This is a genomic window from Asticcacaulis sp. P2_C5, from assembly GCF_056404555.1.
Genome location: NZ_JBFUDU010000007.1, coordinates 233,722 through 260,334, shown reverse-complemented (window position 1 = coordinate 260,334; position 26,613 = coordinate 233,722). Strand labels below are relative to the sequence as shown.

Genomic DNA, 26,613 nt, shown 5'->3' with positions numbered 1-26,613 from the left:
CACACGCCGACACCTCATGCTAGTCTCGGCCGCTGGCAGAGGGGAATACTATGAAACGGCGCGATCTGATTGCCTCGGCCTCGGCCTTGGCCGCATTGACAGCATCGGCCCTCTCACCCGTCGTCCGTGCCCAGCCATCTGCTGCGACCGTCAACCTGGTGTCCATCGACTACGATCTTGGCGAAGTCGGCTGGTCCAGCTTCATATTGCGTGTCGGTGACAAGAGCGCTGAAATCGGCACGTTCAGCTATACAACCAATGCCCTGGACGATTTGATCCGCGCCGCCATTACAGTGGCAACCTCCGCCTATCGCGCTGAACTCAGCCTGGATGGCGAACCCAACGAATGGCGCATCATACTCGATGAAGGCTGGAAGCCTGACATGCGTCTGCGGGTTGTCGAGTTTCCCAATATCAGTCCGCGTATGGACGAACAAAAAGGCGTCGTGACGTTTGAAGCCCGCGTCAAACGCGACGACTTTGCCCACGCCGTGCAAAAGGCAGCCCACGACATCTGGGACAAATACGGCGAGGACGGCTATCGCGCGGCCTGGATCGGCGACAATGGCTTTCCCGTGCGCGCTCTGGCGGCCCTGGATGCCGCCCTGGCCGTCCCGCCTCCCATCGAGCCGACGAATTAGCCGAGCCCCTGCAAACCGCGTGTCCGCGCAATGGTCAGAAGGTGCCAGCAGGCCGTGCGGCAATCAGCCCGATTGACCCATCCCCTCCACCGGTCGAACATAACCGCCTATGTACAGGGGCCTCACCATGACCTTGACTACGGAACAGCTCTTTATCCTGCCGTTCCTCGCCCATTTCGGCTGGGTTGTGATGCTTTATGCCTGGCTGACCTGGGAGCGCCAGCTGGCCGTCTTCAAGGGTGAGATAAGGCCCATCGCCTTTGTTAATGCCGGCGCCGATCCGGCGCGCTCGAAGCGCATAGCGCGCAACCTGGGCAACCAGTTCGAACTGCCTGTCTTCGCCCTGTTCGCCGCCCTTTTCCTGTATTTGTCCCACAAGACAGAGATGCTCGACGTGGCGGCCGCCTGGCTGTTCCTGTTCGGGCGCGTCGTCCACACGGCGGTGCAAACCCTGACGGAAAATGTCCCTTTGCGCGGGGTGGTCTTCACGATCAACTTCGTCGCCGTCGTCATCCTGATGGCCCGCGTCGCCCAGCAGGTGTTTCTGTTGCCCTTTCCCTACGCATCGTAGCGCTGAGCCTCCGCCGAGGTTTCCGCGACCTGGAAAGAGTTGATCGCCGCCCTTGCGCCACGCCTGTCGATCCCCGACCCGTTGGGGCAAGATCAAGGACGTGGCGATATTGAGCCAGCTGTAAAGATTGTGTATCGCGTTTGGGCACGTACCGCACCGATTGACACGCGACTGTGGAGAGACCGAGATGGGCGAAACGTTGAAAACCCTAAGTGCCTATACCCTGGGGCCGACGTTTGTCTCCCTGTCGGATGGCGCCGCCATCGACCCGGTCCCGATCGACGACAGCTTTTGGACGCGCGCCGACGACGCGCCATCGCAAGGTCGGCTGGTCAGTTATTTTCGAACCGAGTCCGACTGGTCCAACTGGGAAATGCACCCGGATGGTGATGAATTCATCCTGCAACTGGATGGCGCCATCGATCTGATCGCACAGATCGACGGCCGGGACATGACCCTTCGGCTGGAGGCGGGACACTTCACCATTGTACCGCGCCAGGTCTGGCATACCGCCGACGTCGTGGTCGCCGGCCATGCTCTGTATATTACGCGCGGTAACGGAACCCAGAGCCGGCCCAGGGACTAGATGTGCGGATAGAGCCATTGGAAACAACGGGCGGACAGGCATGCGTTGCCACATGCAGCATCGACAGTATCCCGGGGTCTTAACAGCAGGTAAGGAATTTTTAGGCAATAGAGAACATTGTTTACACCGAACGATCTCCCCAATCGCAACCTAATGTATTGAGCTACCACATGTTTTTCAGCTCCAGCGCTCACGCCACGCTCGCCGCTTTCATGAAGTCCCAGGCGATCATCGAGTTTTCGATGGATGGCACCATTTTGACCGCCAACGAAAACTTCCTTCAAGCCATGGGCTATCGACTCGACGAAATTAAGGGGAAGCATCACAGCATTTTCGTCACGCCGGCCTATCGGGAGAGCGAGGCGTACAAGCAGTTTTGGGCCAGCTTGAACCAGGGACGTTTCGATATCGCCGAATATCCACGGATCGGCAAGGGCGGCAAGGAGGTCTGGATCCAGGCGTCCTACAATCCGGTTCTCAACGCCCAGGGCCGCCCGTTGAAGGTCGTGAAGATTGCGACGGACGTGACAAGCCAAAAGATGCGCGCCGCCGAATCAGAAGGGCAAATCGCGGCCATCAACAGGGCTCAGGCCGTTATCCATTTCGACCTCAAGGGCATCGTGCTCGACGCCAATGACAACTTCCTGAAGACGTTCGGCTACCGGATCGACGAGGTTCGCGGTCAACATCACTCGATGTTCGTCGAGGCGAACTACCGCGACAGTCCCGAATACCGGACCTTTTGGGCAGCACTCGCCAAGGGGGAATTTCAGGTCGCGGAATATAAGCGCCTCGGCAAGAACGGCAAGGAAGTCTGGATCCAGGCGTCCTACAATCCCATCCTGGATGCCAACGGCAAGCCCAGTGAGGTCGTCAAGTTCGCCACGGATATCACGCCTCAGGTCCAGGAAAGACTGCGTCGCGAAAAGGTGCAGGCAAGGATAAGTCGCGATCTTGAAGAAATCACCACCGCCGTCACGGAGGTCAGCTCACTGGCGGTTGATACCGCCGCCGCCTCGACGCAAACTTCCAGCAATGTCCAGGTCGTCGCAACCGGCGCCGAGGAATTGGTGGCCAGTGTGGGAGAAATCAACCAACAGGTCCATCTTGCCTTGGATGTGTCCTCCGAAGCCGTAAAGAAGGCGGAAGAGACCACGGGCATTGTTTCAGGTCTGTCGTCCGCGGCTCAACGCATCGGCGATGTCATCGGCCTGATCAACCAGATTGCCGCGCAAACGAATCTTCTGGCCCTGAATGCCACGATCGAGGCCGCGCGTGCCGGAGAGGCGGGCAAGGGCTTCGCGGTGGTTGCCACGGAAGTAAAGACCCTTGCCGCGCAGACCTCGAGCGCTACCAATGAAATCCGAACCCAGATCGCCGGCGTTCAGGCGTCGACTGCCGACGCCGTTGGGGCCATCGAAACGATCACGGACATCATCGGCCAGATCAACATGATCTCGACGGGTATTGCCGGAGCGATGAACGAGCAGTCAGCCGTCGTTCGCGACATTGCACAGAACATGCAACATGCGGCGGGGAGCGTCGATACCATCACGCAAAATACGTCGACGATCGCGAGCGCGGCCGAACAGGTCGATCAATCGGCAAAGAGCGTTCGTGAGGCAGCACGGTCTTTGGGGTAGCAGCGCGAATACCAACCTGCACAGATACTGACACACAAGGTGCAGTGGTATTCGCATTTTTCAGCTCAAACGCCGCCTGGCTCCTCGCATAAGCTGGGGCGGGCGGGCGCCCTTGCCAGGTTGCAATGAGTCAGCGTTATTGCAACCTGGTATAAGCCGCCTGCGGCCAGCGGCTGATGCGATCAAATATCACGACGCAGGAAGATGGTGCTGACCGTGGGATTGCGGCCACCTTGGCGGGACGTTCATCAGGTGCCGGGCTTCGTATAGGGCACGGCCGCAAACAGTCGTCGTTCTGCCGACCGGGGGTCATCTTCGATGCGGGATGTGCGGTCGAAGATCATCGTGCTGCGGCGGTCGAGATTGTAGGTCGGCCAGTCCGGATAGACGCCGGTCTGCGGCTGACCGGTGCGGGCGAATTGCAGCAGCATCGCCATCATCTGGTCCGACACACCCTGCGCGGCCGCGCGTTGGTCCGGCGTATCACCGACATCGGCACCTGGCTTGTCGATATTGCCGAAGATCAGCGAGATATCAAAGCTGTGATAGGCGCCCAGTCGCCCGCCGTAGAGCGGCGAGCCGAAATCAAGCTGGTACATCCAGGTTGGGCCTTTACGGGCGGCGCGCGCCTCGGCCTGGATGAGATGTGGGCGCCAGCTGCGGCCTGCGGTGGCAGCGGCGCGCAGGACCTCGGTCGGCGTCCAGTCGGGGTGCCATTGGCGATAATGGGCGATGACCCATTCGGGAGCGATATCGACAAGTGCCTCGCGGGCCAGTCGGCCCGGCAGGTTTTCCCATGTCGTGTCGTCCCTGATCATCATGTCGCGCATGAAGGCAGCCGTCTCGTCGCGCGTATTGCCGATGATCAGCGGCACATTGGCCGTTTCTTCGGGCGCGTCCGGATACATGGGATGGCGGAACAGGGTCTTGTAATCGAGCGTAGCGGCAAACAGAATAGCGTCCCTGGCCACGATCGGGTCTTTCATGGCCAGCGCCGCCACCAGCTGATCAGCCGGCAGGGTCTTTACCTGCGAGACCTGCTCAGGCGCCAGGTTGAGCGTCTTCAGAAAGGCCGTCGCGCGAACAGTGGCATTCAACGGCGCACTGGCGGTGACATGCTGACCACTCATGGTAAGGCATTGACGGTAAAGGCCGTCAGCCGCGCGCATGGTCATCAGGCCGATGATCTTGCCGCCACCGCCGGACTGCCCGAACAGGGTGACATTGGCCGGATCACCGCCGAATTCGGCGATAGTGTCGCGAACCCATTCAAGTGCCTGAATCAGATCGAGATGACCGACATTGCCGGAATAATCGAAATCGCTATCGCCGGCAGCCGCGCCAAGTCGGGCGAAATAGCCATAGCCGAAGACGTTGAGGCGATGATTGAGCGTCAGGACAACGACGTCGCACTTCAGCGCCAGATTGATTCCGTCACAGAGCGGAGACGAACCGTCACCATTGGCGTGGGCGCCGCCGTGGATATAGACCAGAACCGGGCGCTTGCCGCCGTCCTTCAGGCCGCGTGTCCAGATATTGAGGAACAGGCAATCTTCACTTTGGGCGATCGAGGTCCTGGACGATTGCGGACACGGCGCGCCATAATCGAAGGCGTCGACAACGCCTTTCCAGGCTTCGGGCGGGCTCGGCGGGCGAAAGCGATTAGGCTTGGTATCAGCGCCGTAACGTACGCCCTTGAAGACCATCACGCCCTTGTCGAGCTTGCCGCGCACACGGCCATACCGTGTCTCGGCAACAGGAAAAACCTCGCTGGCCAGGGCCGACATCGTCCCCGCCACGGCTGTGGACAACGCGGCGGCAGCGCCGGCAATCACCTGGCGGCGCTGCACCTGCGTCATGCAGCGGTATCCAGGGCCTTGGGTTGCACCTTGGCGATCAGGGCGCACAGTTCGGCATATTCGGCGTCGTTCAGATCGGTCAGCGGCGTGCGGACCGGGCCAGCGGGGCGGCCAATGGCGCGCATCCCGGCCTTGACGATCGAGACGGCGTAGCCCTTGCTGCGATTGCGCAGGGCAATATAGGGCATGACGAAATCGCGCAGACCCGCCAGCACGGCATCCTGGTTTTCGGCGCGCACGGCCTTGTAGAAGTCGAGCGCCCAGTCCGGCAAAAAGTTGAAGATGGCGGACGAATAGGTGGTGACGCCCATCTTGAGATAGGGAGCGGCGAAAGTCTCCGCCGTCGGCAGGCCACCGATATAGGTCAGGCGGTCGCCCAGGCGGGTGTAGATACGCGTCATCAGCTCGATGTCACCGATGCCGTCCTTATAGCCGACCAGGTTGGCGTTGCGGTCGCACAGACGGGCCAGGGCCTCATCCTCGATAATGCCATTGTCGCGGTTATAGACGATGACGCCCAGTTTGGTGGCGCGGCAGACGGCTTCGATGTGGGCGGAAAAACCTTCCTGCGTACCGGTCACCAGGAACGGCGGCAACAGCAGGATGCCATCGGCGCCGCTGGCTTCGGCGGCCTGAGCCAGCTCGATGGCCATCTGCGTCCCATAGCCACAGCCGGCGACGACGGGCACCCTGCCCCTGGTTTCAGCGACCGCGGCGGCGACGACCCGGGCGACCTCGTTGTGGCCGAGCGAGAAGAACTCGCCGGTGCCGCCGGCGGCGAACAGGCCGGCGAGGGGCTTTTCCAGCATCCAGGCACAATGCTCGCGATAGGGCGCTTCGTCGAACCGGTTCTGGTCATCGAAGTGGGTGACGGGGAAGGACAACAGCCCCTTGCCGATCGTTTGCGCCATTTCGTCGGGCGTCATGACAGCCATCAAGGCCTCCTCTGCAGTTTATCATTTGGGAGTGCGAGGGCAATGCTGCGCCGTCGGTCCGGGTTGATGTCACGCTAGCGGCCGAATGCGCCTGCGTCCAAGTCAAAGGCAGCATCAATCGATGTCGCGTTCGCAATGAAGGGCAGCACTCTTGGGGTTCAATCCCGTCACTATCCGTGTCTAATTGGCGACATAGAATAAGCGCCGCAGGCCGGCGCAAAAAGGACAGCGAGGACCAATGCCCGATACCATTGCGGCCACACCCGCCACGGCAAAGCCTGCCAAGGCCAGCCATGTGCGCTACTGGCTGATCGCTTTCCTGTTCCTGATCACCACACTCAACTACGCCGACCGCTCGACCTTTTCGATCGCGGGTTCGGCGGCGTCGGGCGACCTCGGCATCGATCCGGTGCAGATGGGCTTTATCCTCTCCGCGTTCGGCTGGGCCTATGTCCTGGCGCAGATCCCTGGCGGCGCCCTCCTCGACCGCCTCGGGGTCAAGCGCGTCTATATTGGCGCCATTGCCCTGTGGTCGATCTTTACGGCCGTACAGGGCGCGATCGGCTTGATCGCCGGGCTGCCGGTCGTCGCCTCCCTGTTCGTCATGCGCTTTCTGGTAGGCCTTGCCGAAGCGCCGTCCTTCCCCGGCAATGCTCGCATCGTCGCCGCCTGGTTTCCTGCCGCCGAACGCGGTACGGCGTCGGCCATCTTCAATTCGGCGCAGTATTTTGCCCTGGTCGCCTTTGCGCCCCTGATGTCATGGCTGGTGCACGATTTCGGTTGGCGGAGCGTCTTCTTCGTCATGGGCATTATCGGCCTGATCGCCGCCGTCGCCTTTGCCCGGTTTATCCGTAGTCCAGCCAGCCATCCGGCGGTCAATGCCGCAGAACTGGCGGTCATAGAAGAGGGCGGGGCGGTCAGCATGGATGCGCGGGCCAAGGGCGGTGCCGGCGGTTTTACCTGGTCCCGCCTGGGCTTCCTGCTGACCAACCGGATGTTGATCGGCATCTATATCGCGCAATATTGCACCAATGTGCTGACCTATTTCTTCGTTACGTGGTTTCCGATCTACCTGGTCAAGGAACGCGGCATGAACATCATGCAAGCGGGATTTGCCGCCGCCGCCCCTGCCCTCTGCGGCTTTATCGGTGGCCTGCTCGGCGGGCTTGTCTCGGACCTGTTGCTGCGGACGACCAAGAACGCCTCGATGGCGCGCAAGCTGCCGATCTATGTCGGCATGACTCTGGCCATGTCGATCATCGCCTGCGCCTATGTCCGGGAGGCATGGATGATCGTGCCGCTGATGGCGGCCGCCTTCTTCGGCAAGGGGGTCGCCAGTCTCGGCTGGGCGGTGGTGTCGGATGTATCTCCGCGCGAATATATCGGCCTGGCGGGCGGCGTTTTCAACATGTTCGGCAATACGGCCGGGATCGTCACGCCGATCGTCATCGGCTACATCGTCGCCACAACAAAATCGTTCGACCTGGCGCTGGTCTATGTCGGCCTGCATTGCCTGCTGACCATCTTGTCGTTCGCCTTTATCGTCGGGCCGATCCAGCGTCTGAAACTACCCGAAAAGGCGTAACCCATGCTCACCCGGCGCGAATGCCTGACGGGCGCGACAGCCCTGGCGACGATGGCGGCCCTGCCCGCCCCCGCCCAGACGACAGACAGGATTGTGGTCACAACACCGATGGCGCCGCCGGAGTGGGCGCTGTTGCAGCGGGAATTGCTGCGCGCCGAATCTGCGGCGTGCGAGGCTTATTTTGACCGCTATTTCGATGCACGCGGCTATTTCCAGTGCTTTGAGCGCTGGGGCGCCAATGACGGCCCGGACGACGCCATCGAGAATGTCAACAACTGGCCGTACCTGCACGCATTGGGCGGGTCGGATCGTGTGCTTGAGCTCACCAGGACCGCCTGGGAAGGCCATCTGAAACAGTATACCGAAGCCCATACGGTCGAGACCGAGATCGCGCGCAAGGGCATGTATTACCGCGACTTTCCGGTGATGAACGATTGGCAGCACATATCGGAATTTCTGACGACCTTTAATCTGCTTGGCCTGTCCGATCCGAAAGACCCGAAACTGGCCGAACGCGCCCGCCTCTATTCCAGCTTCTATATCGGCGAGGATAGCGAAGCCGCCAATTACGACCCGCGCCGCAAGCTCATCCGCTCGATGATCAGCGGCAGCCGCGGGCCGATGCTGCGCCCGGCGACGCCGATCGACTGGGCCGGCGATCCGTTCGACACGTCGAAGTTCTTCATGGAGCACGGCGAAGGCAGCTACCAGCAGACGCTTGACCACTATGCGGAATATACCGATGTCGTCGGCGACAATCCGCTCAACCTGCAGGCCGTCAGTCTGGTGATGAACGCCTATATGATCGCCCGTGAACCCAGGTTTCGCGACTGGATCGAGACCTATCTCACCGCCTGGATAGAGCGGGCGCAACGGAACGGAGGCGTCCTGCCGAGCTATATCGACCTGAAGGGCCGTATCGGTGGCAAGGCGAAAAAATGGTACGGCGGCACCTATGGCTGGGGATTCTCGCCCGTCGTGCCGCAGACCGGCCTGCGCGAGGACCGCAACCGTGTGCCGCGGGCGATCGTCGCCTTCATGAATGCCTATGTGATGACCGGCGATGACCGCTATCTTCAGGTCTGGCGCACCCAGGCCAACGTCATCAATGCGCAAGCCAGGACTATTAACGGCGTGGTGCAGACGCCGACCATGTACGGACCGAAGGGTTGGTACAGCTATAAGCCGGGCCTCTACCAGGCCAACGGCCTGGAAATCTGGTATTTGTCGATGCGCGACGACGATTTCAGACGCGCCAATACCGACCATCCCTGGATCGACTACCTGACAGGCAAGAACCCCGATTATCCGGTCAAGGCGCAACGTGAAGCCCTGGAGGCTGTGCGCATGCGCATGGACTATCTGCTGCATAAGGACGCGACGACCAAAGAGACGCGGCTGGCCGATGCCTTGCTCACCTACAATCCGGCTGTGGTGACGCAGTTGATCCACCTGACGTGCGGCGGAATCCACATCGCCCGCCCACCGTGGTCGAAAACGTCTCCGGCCCAGGGCGGGGCGCCGATGTATGCGCGCCTGCGGCACTTCGATCCCGTGGCCAGGCGCGCCGGATTGCCCGAAGGTGTGGCGGCTCTGGTCAGCGGACTGACCGATACGACGACGACCCTGACCCTGGTCAATATCGATCCGGTTCAGGCGCGCACCATCACGGTTCAGGCCGGCGGTTACGGCGAGCATCAATTTACCGGTTACGCGCGCGAGGGCAATATCCAGGCGCTGGACGGAAAATACGCTACGTTCGAACTGGCGGCGGGTTCGGGGACGACCGTGACCTTCACCATGCGGCGCCATGTCAATGCGCCGAGTCTGAATATGCCCTGGCAGGCTTAGACTGTCATGGGGGCGATTTCGGCGCACAGGTCGCGGACCGGCGCCAGGGCCGGATTGGTGTTGTCACGGCGCCAGGCCATGTGAAGTTCCACCGGCTTTTCCGGCGCGGTGACGACACCGCGAAAATGCACGTCGGCAAATTGCAGGCTCATCGCCGTGCGCGGCACCAGGGCGGCGCCCAGCCCGGCTTTCACGAGCCCCATCATCGAATGGATCTGCGTGACCGTCTGTACATAGTCGGGTGTCACGCCGGCGCCATCGAACAGGCCGACCAGCATGTTGTGGAAATAGCTGGCGCCTTCACGCGAATACATGATCAGCGGCATGCCGTCGAATTGCTGCAAGGTCAGTTCGGAGCTCGACAGGCGCGGGTCATTGGTCGGCAGGGCCGCCACGAGGCTTTCGCTGACGACCTTCAGTGTGGCGAATTCCTGACGCTCGACCGGCGGGCGGACAAAGCCGATATCGATCAGGCCCGTCATCAGGGCTTCGGCCTGCTGGCCTGAGACCATTTCGCGCAGCTCGAGCTCGATATTGGGCAGGCGCGCCCGGGCGCTGGCGATGATTTGCGGCAGGAAGCTGTAACCCGAGACGGCGGTGAAACCGATACTGATGCGCCCTGCATCGCCCTGGGCCACGCGCCGCGCCGCCAGGGTCGCGCTCTCAGCCAACCAGACGATCCGACGCGCCTCGGGCAGGAAGACCCGGCCCGCCGGCGTCAGCTTGACGTTACGCGTGGTGCGCTCAAAAAGGGTCACACCGAGCAGGCGTTCCAAAACCTGAATCTGCCGGCTCAGTGGCGGCTGGGTCATGTTGAGGCGCGCGGCAGCCCTGCCAAAATGCAGCTCTTCTGCCGCCGTCACAAAGCAGCGCAACTGGCTCAACTCGAACAGACTCATCGGCGCAGGTGTTCCCATTACAATCTGTCCGCCTGTATAGGCTCGTGTCGTCATGTGCACCATAAAAAAGGGTGCGGCTGCCGGGACAGCCGCACCAGAGGAAGTTACCGAAAAACGGGGTGAAATCCGGTGACCTTGGACACTTGAGAAGAGTCAGAAGTTGTAGCGCAGGCTGAGGAAGACCTGACGGCCCGTGTGGCTGCGCACATTGAGGCGATTTGAGGCGTCGACATACTGGTCGTTAAACTCGTCGGTCAGGTTGATGCCTTCGAGTGTGACCCTCAGGTTGTCACGAAGATTGTACGACGCCTGCATGTCGAAATTGGTTGTTGCATTGGTGCCGGCGACGCTGTTGCCGTCATTGCTCGGCACCGCCGTCAGGTAGCCTTCACGGTAGGCGAGTGAACCGCGGATGCTGAATTTCGGCGCCTCGTAATAGAGTGTGAAATTGGCGGCATTCTTCGACAGGCCGACCAGGGTCTCGCTGATCGTCGGGGCGCCGGGCGTCGTCGAGGTCAGGTAAGCGATATTGGAGTCGACGAAGGTGTAGTTGGCCAGCACGCCGAAATTCTTCCAGAAGCCAGGCAGGAAATCGAAGGTCTGCTGGATGTTGAGTTCGACGCCCTTCAGCTCGCCGCCGGGCGAATTGACGGGCTGGCTGACGGCGAAGATGTCGGTCGGTGTCGCCGTCGTACCGGCGAGAAGCGAATCGGGCAGGCCGAGCTGGTTGAACGGAATGTCCTGGCGCAGGGTCTGCACGAAGGTGTCGATTTTCTTGTAGAAGAAACCGACGGCGTAGAGCGAATTGGCCCTGGGATACCATTCGAGCGACAGGTCGAGATTGTTCGACTTGGTCGGGGCGATATAAGGGTTGCCCGACGAGAACGATCGGTTGGCGCCCTGGATGGCGACGTCGCCACCCGGCGTCAGGGACGAGATCGAAGGGCGAGCAATCGTCTGGGCGGCGCTGACACGGGCAATGACGGTATCGCTGATGTCCATGGCGAGATTCGCCGACGGCAGGGTCATGTCGTAGGTGCGGTCGGCCTCGACCCAGTTGATCGTCGTGCCGACGGCGGCGTAGCCTGCCGAATGTTGGGTCGTCTGGACATTGCGAACGCCCACGTCTCCGCGCACGGACTTGCCGAACATGTCGAACTTGAAGTCCGCCAGCAGATAGAGGCCGAGATCGCCTTCATTGACCTGGATGTACTGGCCGCGCGCCGACGAGTTGTTGGTGCCGGTCAGGGCGTAGATGCCGCAGTTGCAGTAGATATTATAGAGTTGGGCAAACTTCTGCAGGTCGGGACGCAGCCAGCCGGTGATATTGCCGGCGGGTTGATCAAGGCCGCGGCCAAATCCGGTGAATTGCATCGAGACATTGGCGAGATCGGTCGCGCTCAGCGTGTTCACCACGGTTTCGGTGGTCCGGAAGAGGCCGGAAGAGTTAAAGTCGAACTTGCGGTAGTCGACACCGCCCTTGATGGTCAGGTTGTCGCTGACCCGGTACTCGCCGCTGAGGTTGGCCGTGGCGAACTTGTTCTCAACCGCATTGGGACGGATACGCACTTCCGATGTGCCGGTGACCATCGACCAATTGGCCGGGTTCGTCGTGTCGAAACCCCAATTGACCGCCGGCAGGCGGCTGCGGAAATCATAGGAATAGCCGTTGGTGTTGGCGCGATCGAAGGTGATGATGGTTGAGACGGGATTGCCAAACTTCGAGTCGGCCACGCCGGCCAGGAAGGTCATGCGGAAACGATTCGAGAAGTCGTGGCGCGCAGTCAGGGTGAATTGCGAGAACTCGGTTTCCATCTCGTCCCAGGCCGATTGTGTGCGCACATCGACCGAGTCGAACACGCCCTGGACGAGATTGCGGTTGCTGTCGACAATGCCGCTGCGAATGATGGTTTGCGGCTTGCCTGCGCCGCCGCGACTGAAGCCGATCGCCTGGAACTGCGCTTCGTCGCGTGTCGTCTTGACGTCCGAAAACAGGCCATCGAGCGTAATCAGGGTGTTGTCGTCCGGACGGATCTGGAAGGAGCCGGTGACGCCCAAACGCTCCGAATTGATGTCGTAGCTGACATAGCCCGGAATGCGCGGATGATAGATGGCGGTGGCAGTATTGGCGTCGTTGATCTGCGCCAGGGTGTAGCCTGACAGGGTCGAGGCCGCATTGAAGCCGCCATTGGCGCCGCCGTACGTCCAGCGCGTGATATTGGCGCCTTCTTCCTTGATATGGCGCTTTTCATAGGCAACCGAAATCAGCGCGCCCATCTTGCCATCGAACCAACGGCGGCTGGCCAGCATGGTGACACGCGGCGTGATGTCGCGCGCCAGGTCGTTGTAGCTGGCTTGGGCCGAAACCACCAGTTGAGACGTCTTGTAGTCGAACGGGCGGGCGGTTTGCAGATCGACCGTGGCGCCGAGCGAACCTTCCTCGACATCGGCCGAAGCCGTCTTGCGCACCGTCAGGCTGTTGAACAGTTCCGAAGCGAAGATATTGAAGTCGAACCCCCGGGTCCGGTTGGTGCCGCCACTGTTGACCGTGCCACCGGTCGTAGCTATGGCTTCCATGCCGTTGATGCGGACGCGGGTATATTCCGAACCCAAACCGCGCACTGAAATCTGGCGCCCTTCGCCATTGGCGCGCGTGATGGCGACGCCAGGGACGCGCTGCAGCGATTCGGCCAGGTTAAGATCGGGGAAGTCGGCAATGTCTTCGGCCTTGATGACATCAACAACGCCGCTTTCCTGGCGTTTGACGTTGATGGCGCCCTGCAGGCTGCCGCGGAAGCCGGTAACGACGACGACCTGAACGTCTTCGGCGGGTGCCGCATCCTGTGCGCAGGCAACACCGGCTCCCAGCAAGGTCAGAGTCGCTGCGGATACGCCGCCAAAAAGGCGGTGAAGATGGACGGATTTCCTGGTTCCCGGTAACATGTTTCGCTTCCTTGCCTGTTGGCAGCACAACCGCAGCCGGCTGGCGCCTTGTTATTTGTCACAACTATATGCAGGGCAGGGTCATGTAACGAATCCAAATCAGGCATCAATCTATGCACGGATTGAAAGGAATATGTCGCTTCGCCAGGCTTTGGTGAAACGCAAATACGGGCGCTTTTCAAAGAGAATTTCGCGCAACTGCCGGCTGAGAACGATTGTGGACCGTACCTGCGTCAGGAACGTCAAGGCATGACTCCGAACCCATTCTATTGGATTTTTCGCTTGCGGCTGGCGTTCTATGGACTTGCTGGTCGAGGCTCCGTTTCAGAGCGTTAGGTCATTTAATGACTCCGACCCATTAAAAACACGCCGCCTTTCTTCTATTTCTTCCGGTCATATGCTCGGGTGGATTTATCAGTCATTTGGCGTTCCGGTCCTCACCGGTGCGCATCCATTAGCAAACTCCGACACATCATAACTTCCGGCTACGGGAGGAAATAACTTACTCGGCTTGGTAATCAGCGCCAAGGCAAACGGATATGACGACTTAAAGTCACCTTTGCATTCCGGCCCAATGACACCGACAGTAACTGTGCTTGATATTGCCGAGTCTCCCAATGTTCCCTTCAAATTGCCATCATAAAAATAGACGCGAATAATGTTTATTTGCCCATTTGCCCGCTCACTATTACCGGCGGCCACGGCAACCAGCGCTTTATTCCCGTCGCGCATGGCCTTTGTCACCTTGGTGTAGTCTTCCGGGGTCAGAGCACGCTTTACCCATGATTTATCCACATCTTGTTCTGTTAAATAAGAAAAAGTACCAGGAAGTGTTGGTCCATTGAAGCCAGTAAAGACTTGGTTATAAGGAACATCTTTGCCCCCTGCGCAGCCTGATATAGTGCTGCAGAATATAGATATTACGACACAAGCGATAATTTTCTGAAAATATGTCATCTACTGGCACCCCATGTATTCTATGTATTTGTATTTCGTGTATTCGCGTGTATTACGGGTATTTCCGGTACGCCTTACTAATTGTATAGATGAATTCGGCTTAGCTCTTTAAGACTACCGATTTACTTACCTTGCCTTCCACTCTGATCGTTCAAATATGCCTTCAGGCCGTTCGAGGGACGGACTGTGAGATGCCAAAACCATGGGCGGTCGAAAGCGTAACGATTGTCTGGGCATTTAGTAAAGCATCCCTTACATTCCCGACTACTGCTCTTTCATTCGCCAAGCACTTGCCCTGCGACTTTGAGACAATTCTCCTGCCGAAGCGAGAAACTGCCTCGCCAGGCCACTATTGCTTGAAGACCTGCAAGGCAAACTGCTTTCCAGACTCGAGAGTAATGAGCTTTTGGGAGAGAAAGCCAAACCCTGCCGCTTCTGCGACCCTGCGGAAATCATCCGGTGGCACCAATCGCATAATGGAACCTAATGCCTTCAAGGTCTCAAATGGTGAGGGGGAAACGCTTGCGGCTCCTTCTTTTGGCAGTTGCAGGAGAGCGGCGAAAATTCCACCCGGTAAACAAATGCCTTGCAGGTTTTTCAATGCCTTGGTGATCTCCACATACTCGAAAACCAAAGCCGCGTAGACCATATCGACGGGTGCCACCTGTGGCATGTCGCCCTCGATGTCGGCGCAAAAGAGTTCCAGTCCCGATATACGTCCACCATAGCGCGCCTTGGCATCCGTGATGTATGTCGGGTTTATATCGAGACCGACCAGGCGCGTAACGCCTGCCTTCACCGCCTCTTGAAAGCCATTGCCACCTGCACAGCCAATGAGCGCCACGGAGGTAGGGCCATAGGTGTTCAGTAGCTCCTCAAACGCGTTCGCGAGCATCTGGGCCTGCCCCACCTCCGGCAAAGCCATATGACTTTCATAATCTTCCAGCGGGATCATCAACCAAGGGCTGTCCATGTTGCATAATGTCTTGATTTAGATATTCAGTGGCGAATGAGAATGTCTGAAGACTTAAGCCAGGCCAATGCCAAGCTGAGTTTTGTTTGTGGAAAATCGCGAAAGAAACCTTCGGAATAAATGAAACGACCAGCAGCAACGTCATTCCATGCAGCATATCAAGACCACTGTTTTATGAACTGATCTATTCAAGAGTCCAAAAGTGCAAAGGTGGTCAGTGTCATTTATGGACATTGGCAAGGCATACGCCCGCCCAGTGCGGCCACCTTGGGCAGGGTTTCGCAAGAGACGTCAGCGGCGCACTGGCTACTACCCCCTAAACGTCGGCTGCCGCAGCGGTACATCGTCCTTGAACACGTCGAAGCCCTTCCACGCCGGCTCGACCGGATCGACCCCGGCCTGCGGGATATAGGGCGACGGCGCGACCACCTCCAGCGACGGAATATAGCGCGGACAGTTGGGAAAGATCGCCGTCGCATCGACGCGGACGATCATCTGCGCCCCGACCGTCTCGGCCATCAGCGGATCATCACGGCTGACCGAAGCTGTGCCATTCACCCGCAAACGCTTCGGCGTACCGTGCATGTTGATGAACAACAGCGCCACATTGGGATTGACCAGGACATTGCCCAGGCTCTTGAACATGCCGTTGCCGTCATAGTCCGGAAAGGCCAGTTGCGACGGCCCGGTCACCCGGACAAACCCTGCGGGTCCGCCCTTGAACGAGCAGTCGGGATGGCCACGGGCGTCGGCCGTCGACAGGAAGAAATAGATGACGCTTTCAATATAGGTCTTGTCGTCATCGGAAAAGGCCGTCCGCGCAAAGCTCTCCAGCCGGTCGGCGATGCGCCGGCTATCGAACTGGTCCTGCAGTTGGCGGTTGCCGTCGTGATACAGAAGACTGTCGGCCATGGTGTGGAACTCCCTGGAGCCGGAAACGGATGGGAACGCAACACCAGTCTTATAACAGTTGTTCTGGCCATTAAGAAAGAGCCCCGCCTCCCCATAGACCTGTCGGATTTACAGAGCATCAAGTAATTGAATAGATTGTTTTATAGGGAGTTGCCCCCTCCGTCGCCGACAAGCGGCGCCACGCCACGGGGCGCCACGCTCCCCCGTAACGCTTCGCTACGGTGGAGGACTGGCTAATTGTATCCCGGCCGACGGAGCACCGCATTGTAACGGCTAAAGCGGGTTGTTTTCCGGCGTGTAGACCTCGACCGTGAAGAAGTCATCGAATACGTTGACCGTAATGCGTTTGGCCGTCGCATCGTCGAATTCAGTGTCTTCGGCGGCATAGGGGTGGGGGCGGCGCGTCAGCTCCGGCCGGCACGCCGCAATGTTGTCGGCGTACTGGTCGGCCAGGCTCTTCATCAGGGCGCGGCCGGCATTGCGGTCGGCGGCATCGAAATAGCAGGTGTAGCTCACCTCTTTGTCGAGATAGTCGTCGTCCAAACCGCACCGGCTGGCATACGGCAGTCGCGACGTCGCTTCCCAGTTATGGCTCTCGATCTTCTTCCCGCGCACGGGTTTGAACTTGGCGAGCGAGGCGTCCAAGACGGAGCGCAGGATCGGGCACAGGTTCTGGTCCTGAGCCTGCGCAGCGATGGGGAGCATAAATACCGCAGCGACCGCTGCCAGAAGGATTTTTTTCACGAAGACGTCCCTGTTTTATAAGTGCATGGCCACGGTGACGAGATTGCCCTCCGTATCGATGCGACAGACGCTACAGGCTTCGTCGGGTCCGGCATAATTACTAATCCTGTTAGGAACCCGGCCCTGGGGGCTCAACTTCCCCCTTGTGCAACTGCAAAATCTCTGATTAGTTCATCAGAACAGCGGCCTTTCCACGATAAGGATCAAGGGTTTCATGAGCGCGGATGACGGCACCATTTCCCTGCCCGCACGGCCCGAAGCGCTAACGCTTAAAGCCGCTGAGACCGCCGTCATCGTCATCGATATGCAGAACGCCTATGCCTCGCTGGGCGGCTATGTCGACCTGGCCGGGTTCGATATTTCCGGCGCCCAGTCGACCATCACCAATATCAAGCGCACCCTGACCGCGGCCCGGTCTGCCGGTATCCAGGTCGTTTACCTGCAAAACGGCTGGGACCCCGACTATGTCGAGGCCGGCACGCCCCTGTCGCCCAACTGGCACAAGTCGAATGCGCTAAAGACCATGCGGCGCGACCCCAATCTGCGCGGCCAATTGCTGGCGCGCGGCGGCTGGGACTACGACATCATCGACGAGCTGACGCCGCAGCCGGGCGATATCCGGGTGGCCAAGACGCGTTATTCGGCCTTTTTCAATTCCCAGCTCGACAGCATCCTGCGCTCGCGCGGTATCCGCAACCTGGTCTTTGTCGGCATCGCCACCAATGTCTGTGTCGAAAGCACCTTACGCGACGGTTTCCATCTCGAATATTTCGGCGTCATGCTCGAAGACGCCACCCACCAGCTGGGGCCGGCCTTTATCCAGCAGGCGACGGTTTATAATATCGAAACCTTCTTCGGCTGGGTTACAGGGGTCGACGATTTCATCACCGCCATCGAGGAGTTACCCCATGCCCAAAACAGCGATTAATCCGCCGGGATTCCCCAAGCCCCTCGCCCCCTATTCGTCCGGCACCAAGGCCGACGGCGTGGTCTATGTATCGGGCACCCTGGCGATCGACCCGGACGGCACCATCCATGCGCCCGACGACGCCACGGCCCAGACGCGCCATATCCTGGAGACCATCAAGAAGGTGGTCGAGGCCGGCGGCGGGACATTGGACGACGTGACTTTCAACCATATATTCCTGACCGACTGGGCGCATTATGCCGCCATGAACGCGGTCTATGCCGAGTATTTCCCGGGCGAAAAGCCGGCGCGTTTCTGCATCCAGTGCGGTCTGGTCAAGCCCGGCCTGGTGGTCGAAATCGCCTCCGTCGCGCATGTCGGCCGGTAGATCGGAAAAGCCGGTGTTGATCAGCAAATCAAGAGGCCCCGCCCACCGCCTTCGGCGGTCCCCCCTCCCCGCTTTGCAGGGAGGGCAAAACAAACTCGCGCCATCACTATCTGATGATCCGCTTAACTTTGCCCGCCCCATTTATGTGGGTTTAGCGCAGCAAAAGTATAGCTTTTGCAAGCTATCGGGACCGCCGAAGGCGGTGGGCGGGGCTCTTTTCCCTTGACCGCAGCCGCACCCGTCATCGCCGAGGGCCAGTTCCAATATATCAACGGACTGGCCGTGACCGTCTACGGTACGGGCGAGCCCGTTGTCATGTCGGCCGGCCTGGGCGGGCACGGCGCCTACTGGCGGCCGCAGCTCTCTGCCCTCGCCGATTACAGCGTCATACTTTACGATCATCGCGGCACCGGCGACAGTGCCCGCGAACTGCCCGATACCTATAGCGCAGCCGACCTGGCCGACGATATCAAGCGCATCATCAACGGGCTCGACTATGAAAACGCCCATGTCGTTGGCCATGCCGCCGGCGCAGTGGCCGGGCTCGAACTGGCGCGAACCTCGCCTGACAAGATCAAGTCCCTGACCCTGGTCAATGGTTTCGCCAAGGCCGATCCGTGGTTCAAGCGCTGCTTCGACATCCGCCTCGCCATCTATGAAGCCGGCGGCGCCGAGGCCTATCTGCGCGCGCAACCCGCCTTCCTGTTTCCGGCCGAATGGATCGCCGATCATCTCGATGAACTGGATGCCCAGGCCGCCCACCACGCCCCCGGATTCCAGAGCGAAAGCGCTTTACGCGCCCGCATCGGCGCCCTGCGCGAATTCGACGTTTCCGAATCCTTAAGCGAAATCGACTGTCCTGTCCTGGTGGTCGGCAGTCTCGACGACATGCTGGTGCCGGTGCGTTGTTCGCTGGCCCTGGCCGACACCCTCCCCTATGCGCACCTGGCGGCGCTGCAATGGGGCGGTCATGCCTGCAATGTCACCGTGCCCGACGATTTCAACGGTCACCTACTGAACTTTCTCAAGGGATTATAGCTTATGGACATCGGCGTTTTCATTCCCATCGGCAATAATGGCTGGCTCATCTCCGAGAACGCGCCGCAATATATGCCGAGCTTCGAGCTCAACAAGACCATCGTCCAGAAGGCCGAATCCTATGGTCTCGACTTCGCGCTCAGCATGATCAAGCTGCGCGGCTTCGGCGGCAAGACGCAGTTCTGGGAGCACAATCTCGAAAGCTTCACCCTGATGGCCGGCCTGGCCGCGGTGACCTCGAAGATCAAGATCTACGCCACATCAGCCACCCTGACCCTGCCGCCGGCCATTGTCGCCCGCATGGCCTCGACCATCGATTCGATCGCGCCCGGCCGTTTCGGTGTCAACCTGGTCACTGGCTGGCAAAAGGCCGAATACGACCAGATGGGCCTGTGGCCGGGCGAGGAGCATTACCTCAAGCGTTACGACATGCTGAAGGAATATGCCCAGATCCTGCGCGACCTGTGGGACACCGGCGTGTCGAACTTCAAGGGCAAGTATTTCGAGATGACGGACTGCCGCGTCAGCCCGCGCCCGGTCGAATCGCCCAAGATCATCTGCGCCGGCTCGTCCGACGAAGGCCTGGCCTTTTCGGCGCAATATGCCGACTATGCCTTTTGCCTGGGCGTCGGCGTCAATACGCCCAAGGCGTTCGAATTCAACAACAAACGCCTGAAGGCCGCCACCGACAAGACCGGTCGCGATGTCCAGGTCTTCGTGCTGATGATGGTCATCGCCGACGAAACCGACGAGGCCGCCGAAGCCAAGTGGCAGTCCTATCGCGACGGCGTCGACGAAGACGCGGTCAAGTGGTTGAAGACCCAGTCAGCGCCCAATGCGGTCAATAAGACAACCAATGTCGTCCAGCTCAGCGACACGGTGTCGGCGGTCAATATCAATATGGGCACGCTCGTCGGCTCCTACGCCAAGATCGCCGCCATGCTGGATGAGATGGCCGAGGTTGAGGGCACCGGCGGCGTGCTGCTGACCTTCGACGACTTCATCAAGGGCATGGACGACTTCGGTACCAAGATTCAGCCGCTGATGAAGACCCGCGCCCACCTGAAGACCCAGGAGGCGCAAGTCGTTGGCGCGTAAAGTCATTATCGACACCGACCCGGGCCAGGACGACGCCCTGGCCCTGTTGCTGGCCCTGGCCTCACCGGAAGACATTGAGATTCTGGGCGTGGTAGCCGTCGCCGGCAATGTGCCGCTGCATCACACGCTGAACAATGCCCGCAAGGTGGTCGAACTGTCGGGCCGCACCGACGTCAAGGTATATGCCGGCAGCGACCGCCCGCTGCGCCAGACCCTGGTGACGGCAGAGCATGTGCACGGCGCCACCGGTCTCGACGGCCCCGACCTGCCCGAACCGACCCTGCCGGCCCAGAGCCAGGCCGGCGTCGACTTCATCATCGAGACCCTGCGCACGGTCGACGACGTCACCCTGGTGACGCTTGGCCCGCTGACCGATGTGGCGCGAGCCTTCCAGCAGGCGCCCGATATCATTCCGCGCATCCGCGAGATCGTCATGATGCTGGGGGCGTGGAAGGAGATGGGCAATGTCACGCCGACCGCCGAATTCAACGCCTATGTCGACCCGGAAGCTGCCGCCATCGTGCTGGGAAGCGGTGCGAACCTGACCCTTTTGCCGCTCGATGCGACCCATAAGGTGCTGTCGACACAGGCTCGATTGCAGGTCCTGCGCAACATGGGCAATCGCACCGGACCGCAGGCCGCCATCATGCTGAAGGCTTCGGAAGCGTTCGATATCAAGAAGTTCGGCTGGGATGGGGCACCCTTGCACGATCCGTGTACCATTGCCTACCTGCTGAGACCGGACCTGTTCAAGGGCCGCGAGGTCAATGTCATGGTCGAAACGCAAAGCGCCCTGACCTTGGGCATGACCGTGGTCGACTGGTACAAGGCGACCGATCGCCCGGCCAATGCCACATTCATGATCGATGCCGATGGCGCCGGTTTTTACGATCTGCTGTTTGAACGGCTGCGACGCTTGCCATAGAAGATTTACGGCCTATCTGGGTAACTGATTCCAAGCTGCAATTGCAGCTTGGCAAGGGCGACCGCCCGCCGCGCACGTTTGCGCGAGCCATGCGGCGCTTGAGCTGAAAAAAAGCCAGGAGTTCATCATGACCAAAGCCATCAGAGTACACCAACATGGCGGCCCCGAGGTCATGGTCTTCGAGGACATCACCGTGCCGGAACCCGGTCCGGGCCAGGCCCTGCTCCGCCACACCGCCATCGGCGTCAATTTCATCGACACCTATTTTCGCTCAGGCCTGTACAAGACGCAACTGCCGCTGACGCCGGGCAATGAAGGCGTTGGCGTGGTCGAAGCCTTGGGTGATGGCGTGACCGAAGTCGCGGTCGGCGATCGCGTCGGCTATGTCGACGGCCCGGCCAGCTACAGCGAAAAGCGCCTGATCCGCGCCGACCGGCTGATCCCCATTCCCGACGCGGTCAGCGACGAGACGGCGGCCGCCATCGTCATGAAAGGTCTGACGGTCCAGTATCTGGTGCGCCAGACCTATAAATTAAGCGCCGAACACACGGTTCTGTATCATGCCGCGGCCGGCGGTGTCGGCCTGGTCTTTGGGCAGTGGGCCAAGTATCTGCGCGCCACAGTGATCGGCACGGCCGGCTCGGACGACAAGCTGGACCTGGCTCGGGCCCACGGCTACGACCACGTCATCAACTACCGCACCGAAGATTTCGTCGCCCGAACCCTGGAACTGAACCATGGGGAGCGCCTGGATGTGGTGTACGATTCCGTCGGCAAGGATACCTTCCCGGCCTCACTCGATGTCCTGAAGCCGCTGGGCCTTTTCGTCACCTTCGGCCAGTCGTCGGGCCCAATCCCGCCGTTCGATGTCGGTATCTTGAACACCAAGGGCTCGCTCTACATGACGCGGCCTTCGCTCTATGCCTATGCGGCGACGCGCGAACGTCTGCTGACCATGGCCGCTGAAATGTTCGACCTGGTCGCACAGGGCGTGATCTCGGTCGATATCCGCCAGCGCTTCGACCTGAAGGACGCACGCCGCGCCCATGAAGCCCTGGAAGGCCGCCAGACAACGGGTGCGACGATTCTGATACCGTGAATAAGAATTTGCCCACAGATTTTCACAGATTAACACAGATTTTTCAGCACGTTACCGGCATATGCCGTGACAATTCAAACGCACTTTTGGGCGCGAAGCGCCGAATTCTCAATCTGTGTTAATCTGTGAAAATCTGTGGGGAAATCCTTCACAACGATAAACTCAGTTGCGCCGCATCAACCACCTCCGGCTCGTCCTCTTCACCCAATGACGACAGGGTGACACCCAAAAGCCGTATGGTCCTGGGCGACGGAAACACCCCTTCCAGCAACTCACGGCTCAGGCGCACAAAGACGTCCTTGTCGGGCACCGGATGGCTCAGGCTGCGCGAGCGCGTGATGGTCGTGAAGTCGCTGTACTTGACCTTCAAGGTCACTGTGCGGCCCTTGATGCTGTTGTTGTCGATATGGCGCCACACCTTGTCGATGATCGGCTGTAGCTCCTCCCACGCCCCATCCAGCGTCTCGACGTCGGTAAAAAAGGTATTCTCCCCGCCGACTGATTTGCGCACATGGTCCGAGCGGACCTGACGATGGCAGATACCGCGCGAGATGCCGTAATAATATTGCCCCGATGAGCCGAAATGCTTCTGCAGAAAGGCCAGGCTCTGGTTGCGGATATCGAGCCCGGTATAGAGGCCAAGCCGGTTCATCTTGGCCGCCGTCGCCGGTCCGACGCCGTGGAATTTCTTGACCGGCAAGGCGGCGACGAAATCGGGCCCCTGCGACGGCTTGATGACGCACAAGCCATCGGGCTTGTTCTGGTCGGAGGCCAGCTTGGCGAGGAACTTGTTATAGGACACGCCGGCTGAGGCGGTCAGGTTGGTGACGTCCCTGATCTTCGCCCGGATTTCCTCAGCGATTTGCGTCGCCGAGGCGATACCCGGAATATTTTCCGTCACGTCGAGATAGGCCTCATCGAGCGACAGAGGCTCGATCAGAGGCGTATATTGCGCAAAGATGTCGCGGATCTGATGCGAGACCTGGCGATAGACCTCGAAGCGATGCTTGACGAAGATCAGGTCGGGGCATTTGCGTTTGGCGGTGACCGAGGGCATGGCCGAATGGACGCCGAACTTGCGCGCCTCATAGGAGGCCGCCGCCACGACGCCGCGCAGGGACGAACCGCCGACCGCCACAGGTTTGCCGCGCAGGTCCGGATTATCGCGCTGCTCGACCGAGGCGAAAAAGGCGTCCATATCGATATGGATGATCTTGCGCTGGGGTGGCTCGGACATGTCCATACAACGACTTCTACAAGCGACTCGAATACGGCTTGACGAAATCCTACATCCGGAACATTAAGTGAACAACTATTATTTTGACCTCGGCCGGACGGGGCTGTAACAAAACCCAAACAGGAGAATTTCGCATGGCGGGACGTATCTATACCGGGATCGGCGGCTGGACCTTCGAGCCGTGGCGCGGGGTCTTCTATCCCGACGACCTGTCGCAAAAACGCGAACTGGAATATGCCGCTTCCAAAATGACCTCGATCGAGGTCAACGGCACCTATTACGGCTCGCAGAAGCCCGAAACCTACGCCAAGTGGCGCGACGAGACGCCCGACGACTTCATCTTTACGCTCAAGGGGTCGCGCTTCTGCACCAATCGCAAGGACCTGAGCCAGTCGGCCGAGTCGGTCGATCGCTTCCTCAACAGCGGCATTACCGAACTCGGACCGAAGCTGGGCCCCCTCAACTGGCAGTTCATGGCGACCAAGAAGTTCGATCCGGTCGATTTCGAGAATTTCCTGCGCCTGCTGCCGCCTGAACTGAACGGTGTGCGTCTGCGCCACGGGCTGGAAGTGCGTCACCCTTCATTCCAATGCGCCGAATTTGTCGAACTGGCGCGGCGCTACGGCGCAGGGATCATCACCGGCGTCGACGATCCCGACTTTCCGGTGATCGCCGACCTGACCGCCGACTTCGCCTATGTCCGCGTCATGGGCAGCCAGGAGAGCGAGCCGAAAGGCTATTCCGATGAGGCCCTCGATCAGTGGGCCTATCGCGCGCGGACCCTGGCCGAGGGCCAGGTGCCGGGCGATCTGGCGATCTTCGGGCCCAAGACAGCCGCCAAGGACCACGACGTGTTCCTCTATTTCATCAGCGGCTTCAAGACGCACAACCCCGCCGCCGCCATGGCGCTGATCGAACGGATATAATCTATGAAGCGTGTGGTCTGGGGTGTCATCAGCACGGCCAATATCGGCGTTCGCAAGGTCATACCGGGCCTGCTGAAAAGCGATATGATCAAGGTCAAGGGCATTGGCTCGCGCAGCCTGGTCGCAGCACAGGCGGCCGTCTCGGCGCTCGGGCTGGAACAGGCCTATGGCTCCTATGAAGAGCTGATTGCCGACCCCGAGATCGAGGTCATCTATAACCCGCTGCCCAACCATCTGCATGTGCCGCTGACCCTGCAGGCGGCGCGCGCCGGCAAGCACGTGCTGTGCGAAAAGCCTATGGCGCTGAATGCCGCCGAGATCGACCAGCTGGATGAGGTCGCCAAGACCGTGCACATCCAGGAAGCCTTCATGGTACGCCATTCGCTGCAATGGATTGAGGCGCGGCGGCTGATCCGCGACGGCGCCATAGGCCGGCCGCATATGATCCAGGCCTATTTCAGCTACAACAATCTCGACTCCGGCAATATTCGCAACAAGGTCGAATGGGGCGGCGGCGGGCTGCTCGATATCGGTTGCTATCCCATCGTCGCCGGCCGCTTCTTCTTCGAAACCGAACCGCTGCGCGTCCTGGCGCTGGTCACGCGTGACCCGGGCTTCGGCACCGACGTGATTACCTCAGCCGTGCTCGATTTCGGTCACGGCCGCCACCTGACCCTGACCGTCTCGACCCAGGCCGGCCGCAGCCAGAGCATCAGCGTCATAGGCGCCAAGGCGCGGCTGATGCTGCCGATCCCGTTCAACCAGCCACCCGATCGGCCGCAACAGATCGTCATCGACAATGGCGCGACCCTGGACGGCAACTCGGCGGTGATCCATACCCTGCCGCCGTCCGACCAGTACCAGTTGATGGCCGAGGCCTTTTGCCGGACGGTCCGCGGCGAAGCGCCCCTGGCCTATGACATGAACGATGCCCGCGCCAATATGCGGATTATCGATGCCCTGTTCCGTTCGGAGACCTCGGGCCAGTGGGAGACAGTGGACTGAGCGCGTCCCCAAACGCGTCATTGACCGTCGAGGTCAATCCGAAGGCGCAGGTCAGTCTGCGCCGTATCGGCCGCGACGGTACTCCTGTTCTGGTTATCGATGACGTCGTGCTCGACCCCGACGCCCTGGTCGAGGCCGCGGTCGCCAGCGCCTTCGCGCCACCCCAGGTGACCTATTATCCCGGACTGAACGCGCCCCTGCCGCGGACCTATCTCGAAACCCTGCTGCCGGTGCTGCGCCCCAGTATGGCGCGGGCCTTTGGCATCGCAACCGACCTGCCCCTGGTGGTCAGCGGCTTCTTTGCCCTGGCGACGCAAAGTCTGGAGGATTTCGGCCCGTGGCAGAAGATCCCGCATTACGACCAGTTACAGGCCGATCACCTGGCCATGGTGCATTATCTCTGCCGCGACCAGGCGGGTGGAACGGCCTTTTTCCGTCATCAGGCGACGGGCTATGAATCGGTAACCCAGGACCGCCGCGACGGTTATCTGGCCACGGTGACTGCCGAACTGGAACGCGATGGCGCCCGGCTGACCGGCTATACCGGGCCGCAGACGCCGAACTTCGACATGCTGGATTGCGTCGAGATTCGCTTCAACCGGCTGGTGCTCTATCCGAGCAATATCCTGCACTGTGCCCTGTTCGAAGGCGCGCGCCTGACAGGTGATCCGCGCACCGGAAGATTGACCGCGAACAGCTTTTTCCGGCCGCGCTGAGCTGCATTATGCTGCTCTGCAGCATGATTAGCCATTTACCGCGTTTCCGGTATTCCCTACTGAATTTTTATAGGTGATAAGGCAGTATAGCCTTCAATCCCGCAAGGTTTTCAAAACTTTAGCACGTTTCCGTGATGAGATTTTACCCAGTCGTGAATGAGTAAAACTAGGGCTG

Annotated in this window: 24 protein-coding genes; 15 read left to right on the top strand and 9 right to left on the bottom strand. The window is 60.1% G+C overall.

The annotated features are described in order from the left end of the window. Positions 1-50: 50 nt before the first annotated feature. From AC1DXO_RS14460 to AC1DXO_RS14445, 4 genes are all read left to right on the top strand, one after another. Complete coding sequence (locus AC1DXO_RS14460; protein ID WP_476978872.1) at positions 51-641, top strand: hypothetical protein; 591 nt, start codon at positions 51-53, stop codon at positions 639-641. Positions 642-768: 127 nt separating this feature from the next. Further along, on the top strand, positions 769-1,212 hold the full coding sequence (locus AC1DXO_RS14455; protein WP_476978871.1) for an MAPEG family protein: 444 nt from the start codon (positions 769-771) through the stop codon (positions 1,210-1,212). Between the two features lie 187 nt (positions 1,213-1,399). Then, positions 1,400-1,798: a cupin domain-containing protein gene (locus AC1DXO_RS14450; RefSeq protein WP_476978870.1), complete on the top strand. Its 399-nt coding sequence runs from the start codon at positions 1,400-1,402 to the stop codon at positions 1,796-1,798. A 170-nt stretch (positions 1,799-1,968) separates the two neighbouring features. Next, entirely contained in the window at positions 1,969-3,441 is a 1,473-nt protein-coding gene (locus AC1DXO_RS14445; RefSeq protein WP_476978869.1) for a methyl-accepting chemotaxis protein, read from the top strand. A gap of 248 nt (positions 3,442-3,689) precedes the next feature. Here AC1DXO_RS14445 and AC1DXO_RS14440 read toward each other — a convergent pair whose 3' ends face one another. After that, a complete protein-coding gene (locus AC1DXO_RS14440; RefSeq protein ID WP_476978868.1) occupies positions 3,690-5,300 on the bottom strand; it encodes a carboxylesterase/lipase family protein in 1,611 nt (536 codons plus the stop codon). Beyond that, complete coding sequence (gene kdgD, locus AC1DXO_RS14435; RefSeq protein WP_476978867.1) at positions 5,297-6,235, bottom strand: 5-dehydro-4-deoxyglucarate dehydratase; 939 nt, start codon at positions 6,233-6,235, stop codon at positions 5,297-5,299. Before kdgD ends, AC1DXO_RS14440 begins: the two co-directional genes overlap by 4 nt. 238 nt (positions 6,236-6,473) lie before the next feature. Here kdgD and AC1DXO_RS14430 point away from each other — a divergent pair, with 238 nt between their 5' ends. Next, positions 6,474-7,820: an MFS transporter gene (locus AC1DXO_RS14430; protein WP_476978866.1), complete on the top strand. Its 1,347-nt coding sequence runs from the start codon at positions 6,474-6,476 to the stop codon at positions 7,818-7,820. A gap of 3 nt (positions 7,821-7,823) precedes the next feature. Next, entirely contained in the window at positions 7,824-9,671 is a 1,848-nt protein-coding gene (locus AC1DXO_RS14425; protein ID WP_476978865.1) for a DUF8034 domain-containing protein, read from the top strand. Here AC1DXO_RS14425 and AC1DXO_RS14420 read toward each other — a convergent pair. The 6 genes from AC1DXO_RS14420 to AC1DXO_RS14395 all read right to left on the bottom strand — a co-directional run bounded on the left by AC1DXO_RS14420 (position 9,668) and on the right by AC1DXO_RS14395 (position 17,099). After that, the gene (locus AC1DXO_RS14420; protein ID WP_476978864.1) at positions 9,668-10,588 is read right to left on the bottom strand and encodes a LysR substrate-binding domain-containing protein; all 921 of its coding nucleotides are present in this window, start codon (positions 10,586-10,588) and stop codon (positions 9,668-9,670) included. The genes AC1DXO_RS14425 and AC1DXO_RS14420 overlap by 4 nt on opposite strands. A 135-nt stretch (positions 10,589-10,723) precedes the next feature. Next, positions 10,724-13,513, bottom strand: coding sequence for a TonB-dependent receptor (locus AC1DXO_RS14415; protein ID WP_476978863.1), 2,790 nt, complete (start codon positions 13,511-13,513; stop codon positions 10,724-10,726). 414 nt (positions 13,514-13,927) lie between these two features. Further along, positions 13,928-14,470, bottom strand: a complete 543-nt coding sequence (locus tag AC1DXO_RS14410) for a hypothetical protein (protein WP_476978862.1) — start codon at positions 14,468-14,470, stop codon at positions 13,928-13,930. Between the two features lie 349 nt (positions 14,471-14,819). Next, entirely contained in the window at positions 14,820-15,443 is a 624-nt protein-coding gene (locus AC1DXO_RS14405; protein WP_476978861.1) for a class I SAM-dependent methyltransferase, read from the bottom strand. Between the two features lie 309 nt (positions 15,444-15,752). Further along, positions 15,753-16,355: a pyridoxamine 5'-phosphate oxidase family protein gene (locus AC1DXO_RS14400; RefSeq protein ID WP_476978860.1), complete on the bottom strand. Its 603-nt coding sequence runs from the start codon at positions 16,353-16,355 to the stop codon at positions 15,753-15,755. Positions 16,356-16,628: 273 nt separating this feature from the next. Further along, positions 16,629-17,099 carry a hypothetical protein gene (locus AC1DXO_RS14395; protein ID WP_476978859.1) on the bottom strand — a complete coding sequence of 157 codons (471 nt, stop codon included), beginning with the start codon at positions 17,097-17,099 and terminating at the stop codon, positions 16,629-16,631. Between the two features lie 214 nt (positions 17,100-17,313). On the opposite strand from AC1DXO_RS14395, the gene rutB reads away from it, so the two are divergent. From rutB to AC1DXO_RS14365, 6 genes are all read left to right on the top strand, one after another. Continuing rightward, a complete protein-coding gene (rutB, locus tag AC1DXO_RS14390) occupies positions 17,314-18,027 on the top strand; it encodes a pyrimidine utilization protein B (RefSeq protein ID WP_476978858.1) in 714 nt (237 codons plus the stop codon). Then, positions 18,008-18,394, top strand: a complete 387-nt coding sequence (gene rutC, locus AC1DXO_RS14385) for a pyrimidine utilization protein C (protein WP_476978857.1) — start codon at positions 18,008-18,010, stop codon at positions 18,392-18,394. Before rutB ends, rutC begins: the two co-directional genes overlap by 20 nt. Before the next feature lie 222 nt (positions 18,395-18,616). Beyond that, positions 18,617-19,432, top strand: coding sequence for a pyrimidine utilization protein D (gene rutD, locus AC1DXO_RS14380; RefSeq protein ID WP_476978856.1), 816 nt, complete (start codon positions 18,617-18,619; stop codon positions 19,430-19,432). A gap of 3 nt (positions 19,433-19,435) precedes the next feature. Further along, a complete protein-coding gene (rutA, locus tag AC1DXO_RS14375; RefSeq protein ID WP_476978855.1) occupies positions 19,436-20,530 on the top strand; it encodes a pyrimidine utilization protein A in 1,095 nt (364 codons plus the stop codon). Next, entirely contained in the window at positions 20,520-21,455 is a 936-nt protein-coding gene (locus AC1DXO_RS14370) for a nucleoside hydrolase (protein WP_476978854.1), read from the top strand. Before rutA ends, AC1DXO_RS14370 begins: the two co-directional genes overlap by 11 nt. A 127-nt stretch (positions 21,456-21,582) precedes the next feature. Beyond that, complete coding sequence (locus AC1DXO_RS14365; RefSeq protein ID WP_476978853.1) at positions 21,583-22,554, top strand: quinone oxidoreductase family protein; 972 nt, start codon at positions 21,583-21,585, stop codon at positions 22,552-22,554. A gap of 148 nt (positions 22,555-22,702) precedes the next feature. Here the strand turns inward: AC1DXO_RS14365 and dinB are convergent, their stop codons facing one another. Continuing rightward, positions 22,703-23,797 carry a DNA polymerase IV gene (dinB, locus tag AC1DXO_RS14360; protein ID WP_476978852.1) on the bottom strand — a complete coding sequence of 365 codons (1,095 nt, stop codon included), beginning with the start codon at positions 23,795-23,797 and terminating at the stop codon, positions 22,703-22,705. Between the two features lie 128 nt (positions 23,798-23,925). On the opposite strand from dinB, the gene AC1DXO_RS14355 reads away from it, so the two are divergent. The 3 genes from AC1DXO_RS14355 to AC1DXO_RS14345 are packed head-to-tail and all read left to right on the top strand — an operon-like array spanning position 23,926 to position 26,438. Further along, positions 23,926-24,717: a DUF72 domain-containing protein gene (locus tag AC1DXO_RS14355; protein WP_476978851.1), complete on the top strand. Its 792-nt coding sequence runs from the start codon at positions 23,926-23,928 to the stop codon at positions 24,715-24,717. 3 nt (positions 24,718-24,720) lie between these two features. Next, a complete protein-coding gene (locus AC1DXO_RS14350) occupies positions 24,721-25,722 on the top strand; it encodes a Gfo/Idh/MocA family protein (protein WP_476978850.1) in 1,002 nt (333 codons plus the stop codon). Further along, positions 25,704-26,438, top strand: coding sequence for a DUF6445 family protein (locus AC1DXO_RS14345; protein ID WP_476978849.1), 735 nt, complete (start codon positions 25,704-25,706; stop codon positions 26,436-26,438). The genes AC1DXO_RS14350 and AC1DXO_RS14345 overlap by 19 nt, the downstream gene beginning before the upstream one ends. The last annotated feature ends 175 nt before the right edge of the window (positions 26,439-26,613 follow it).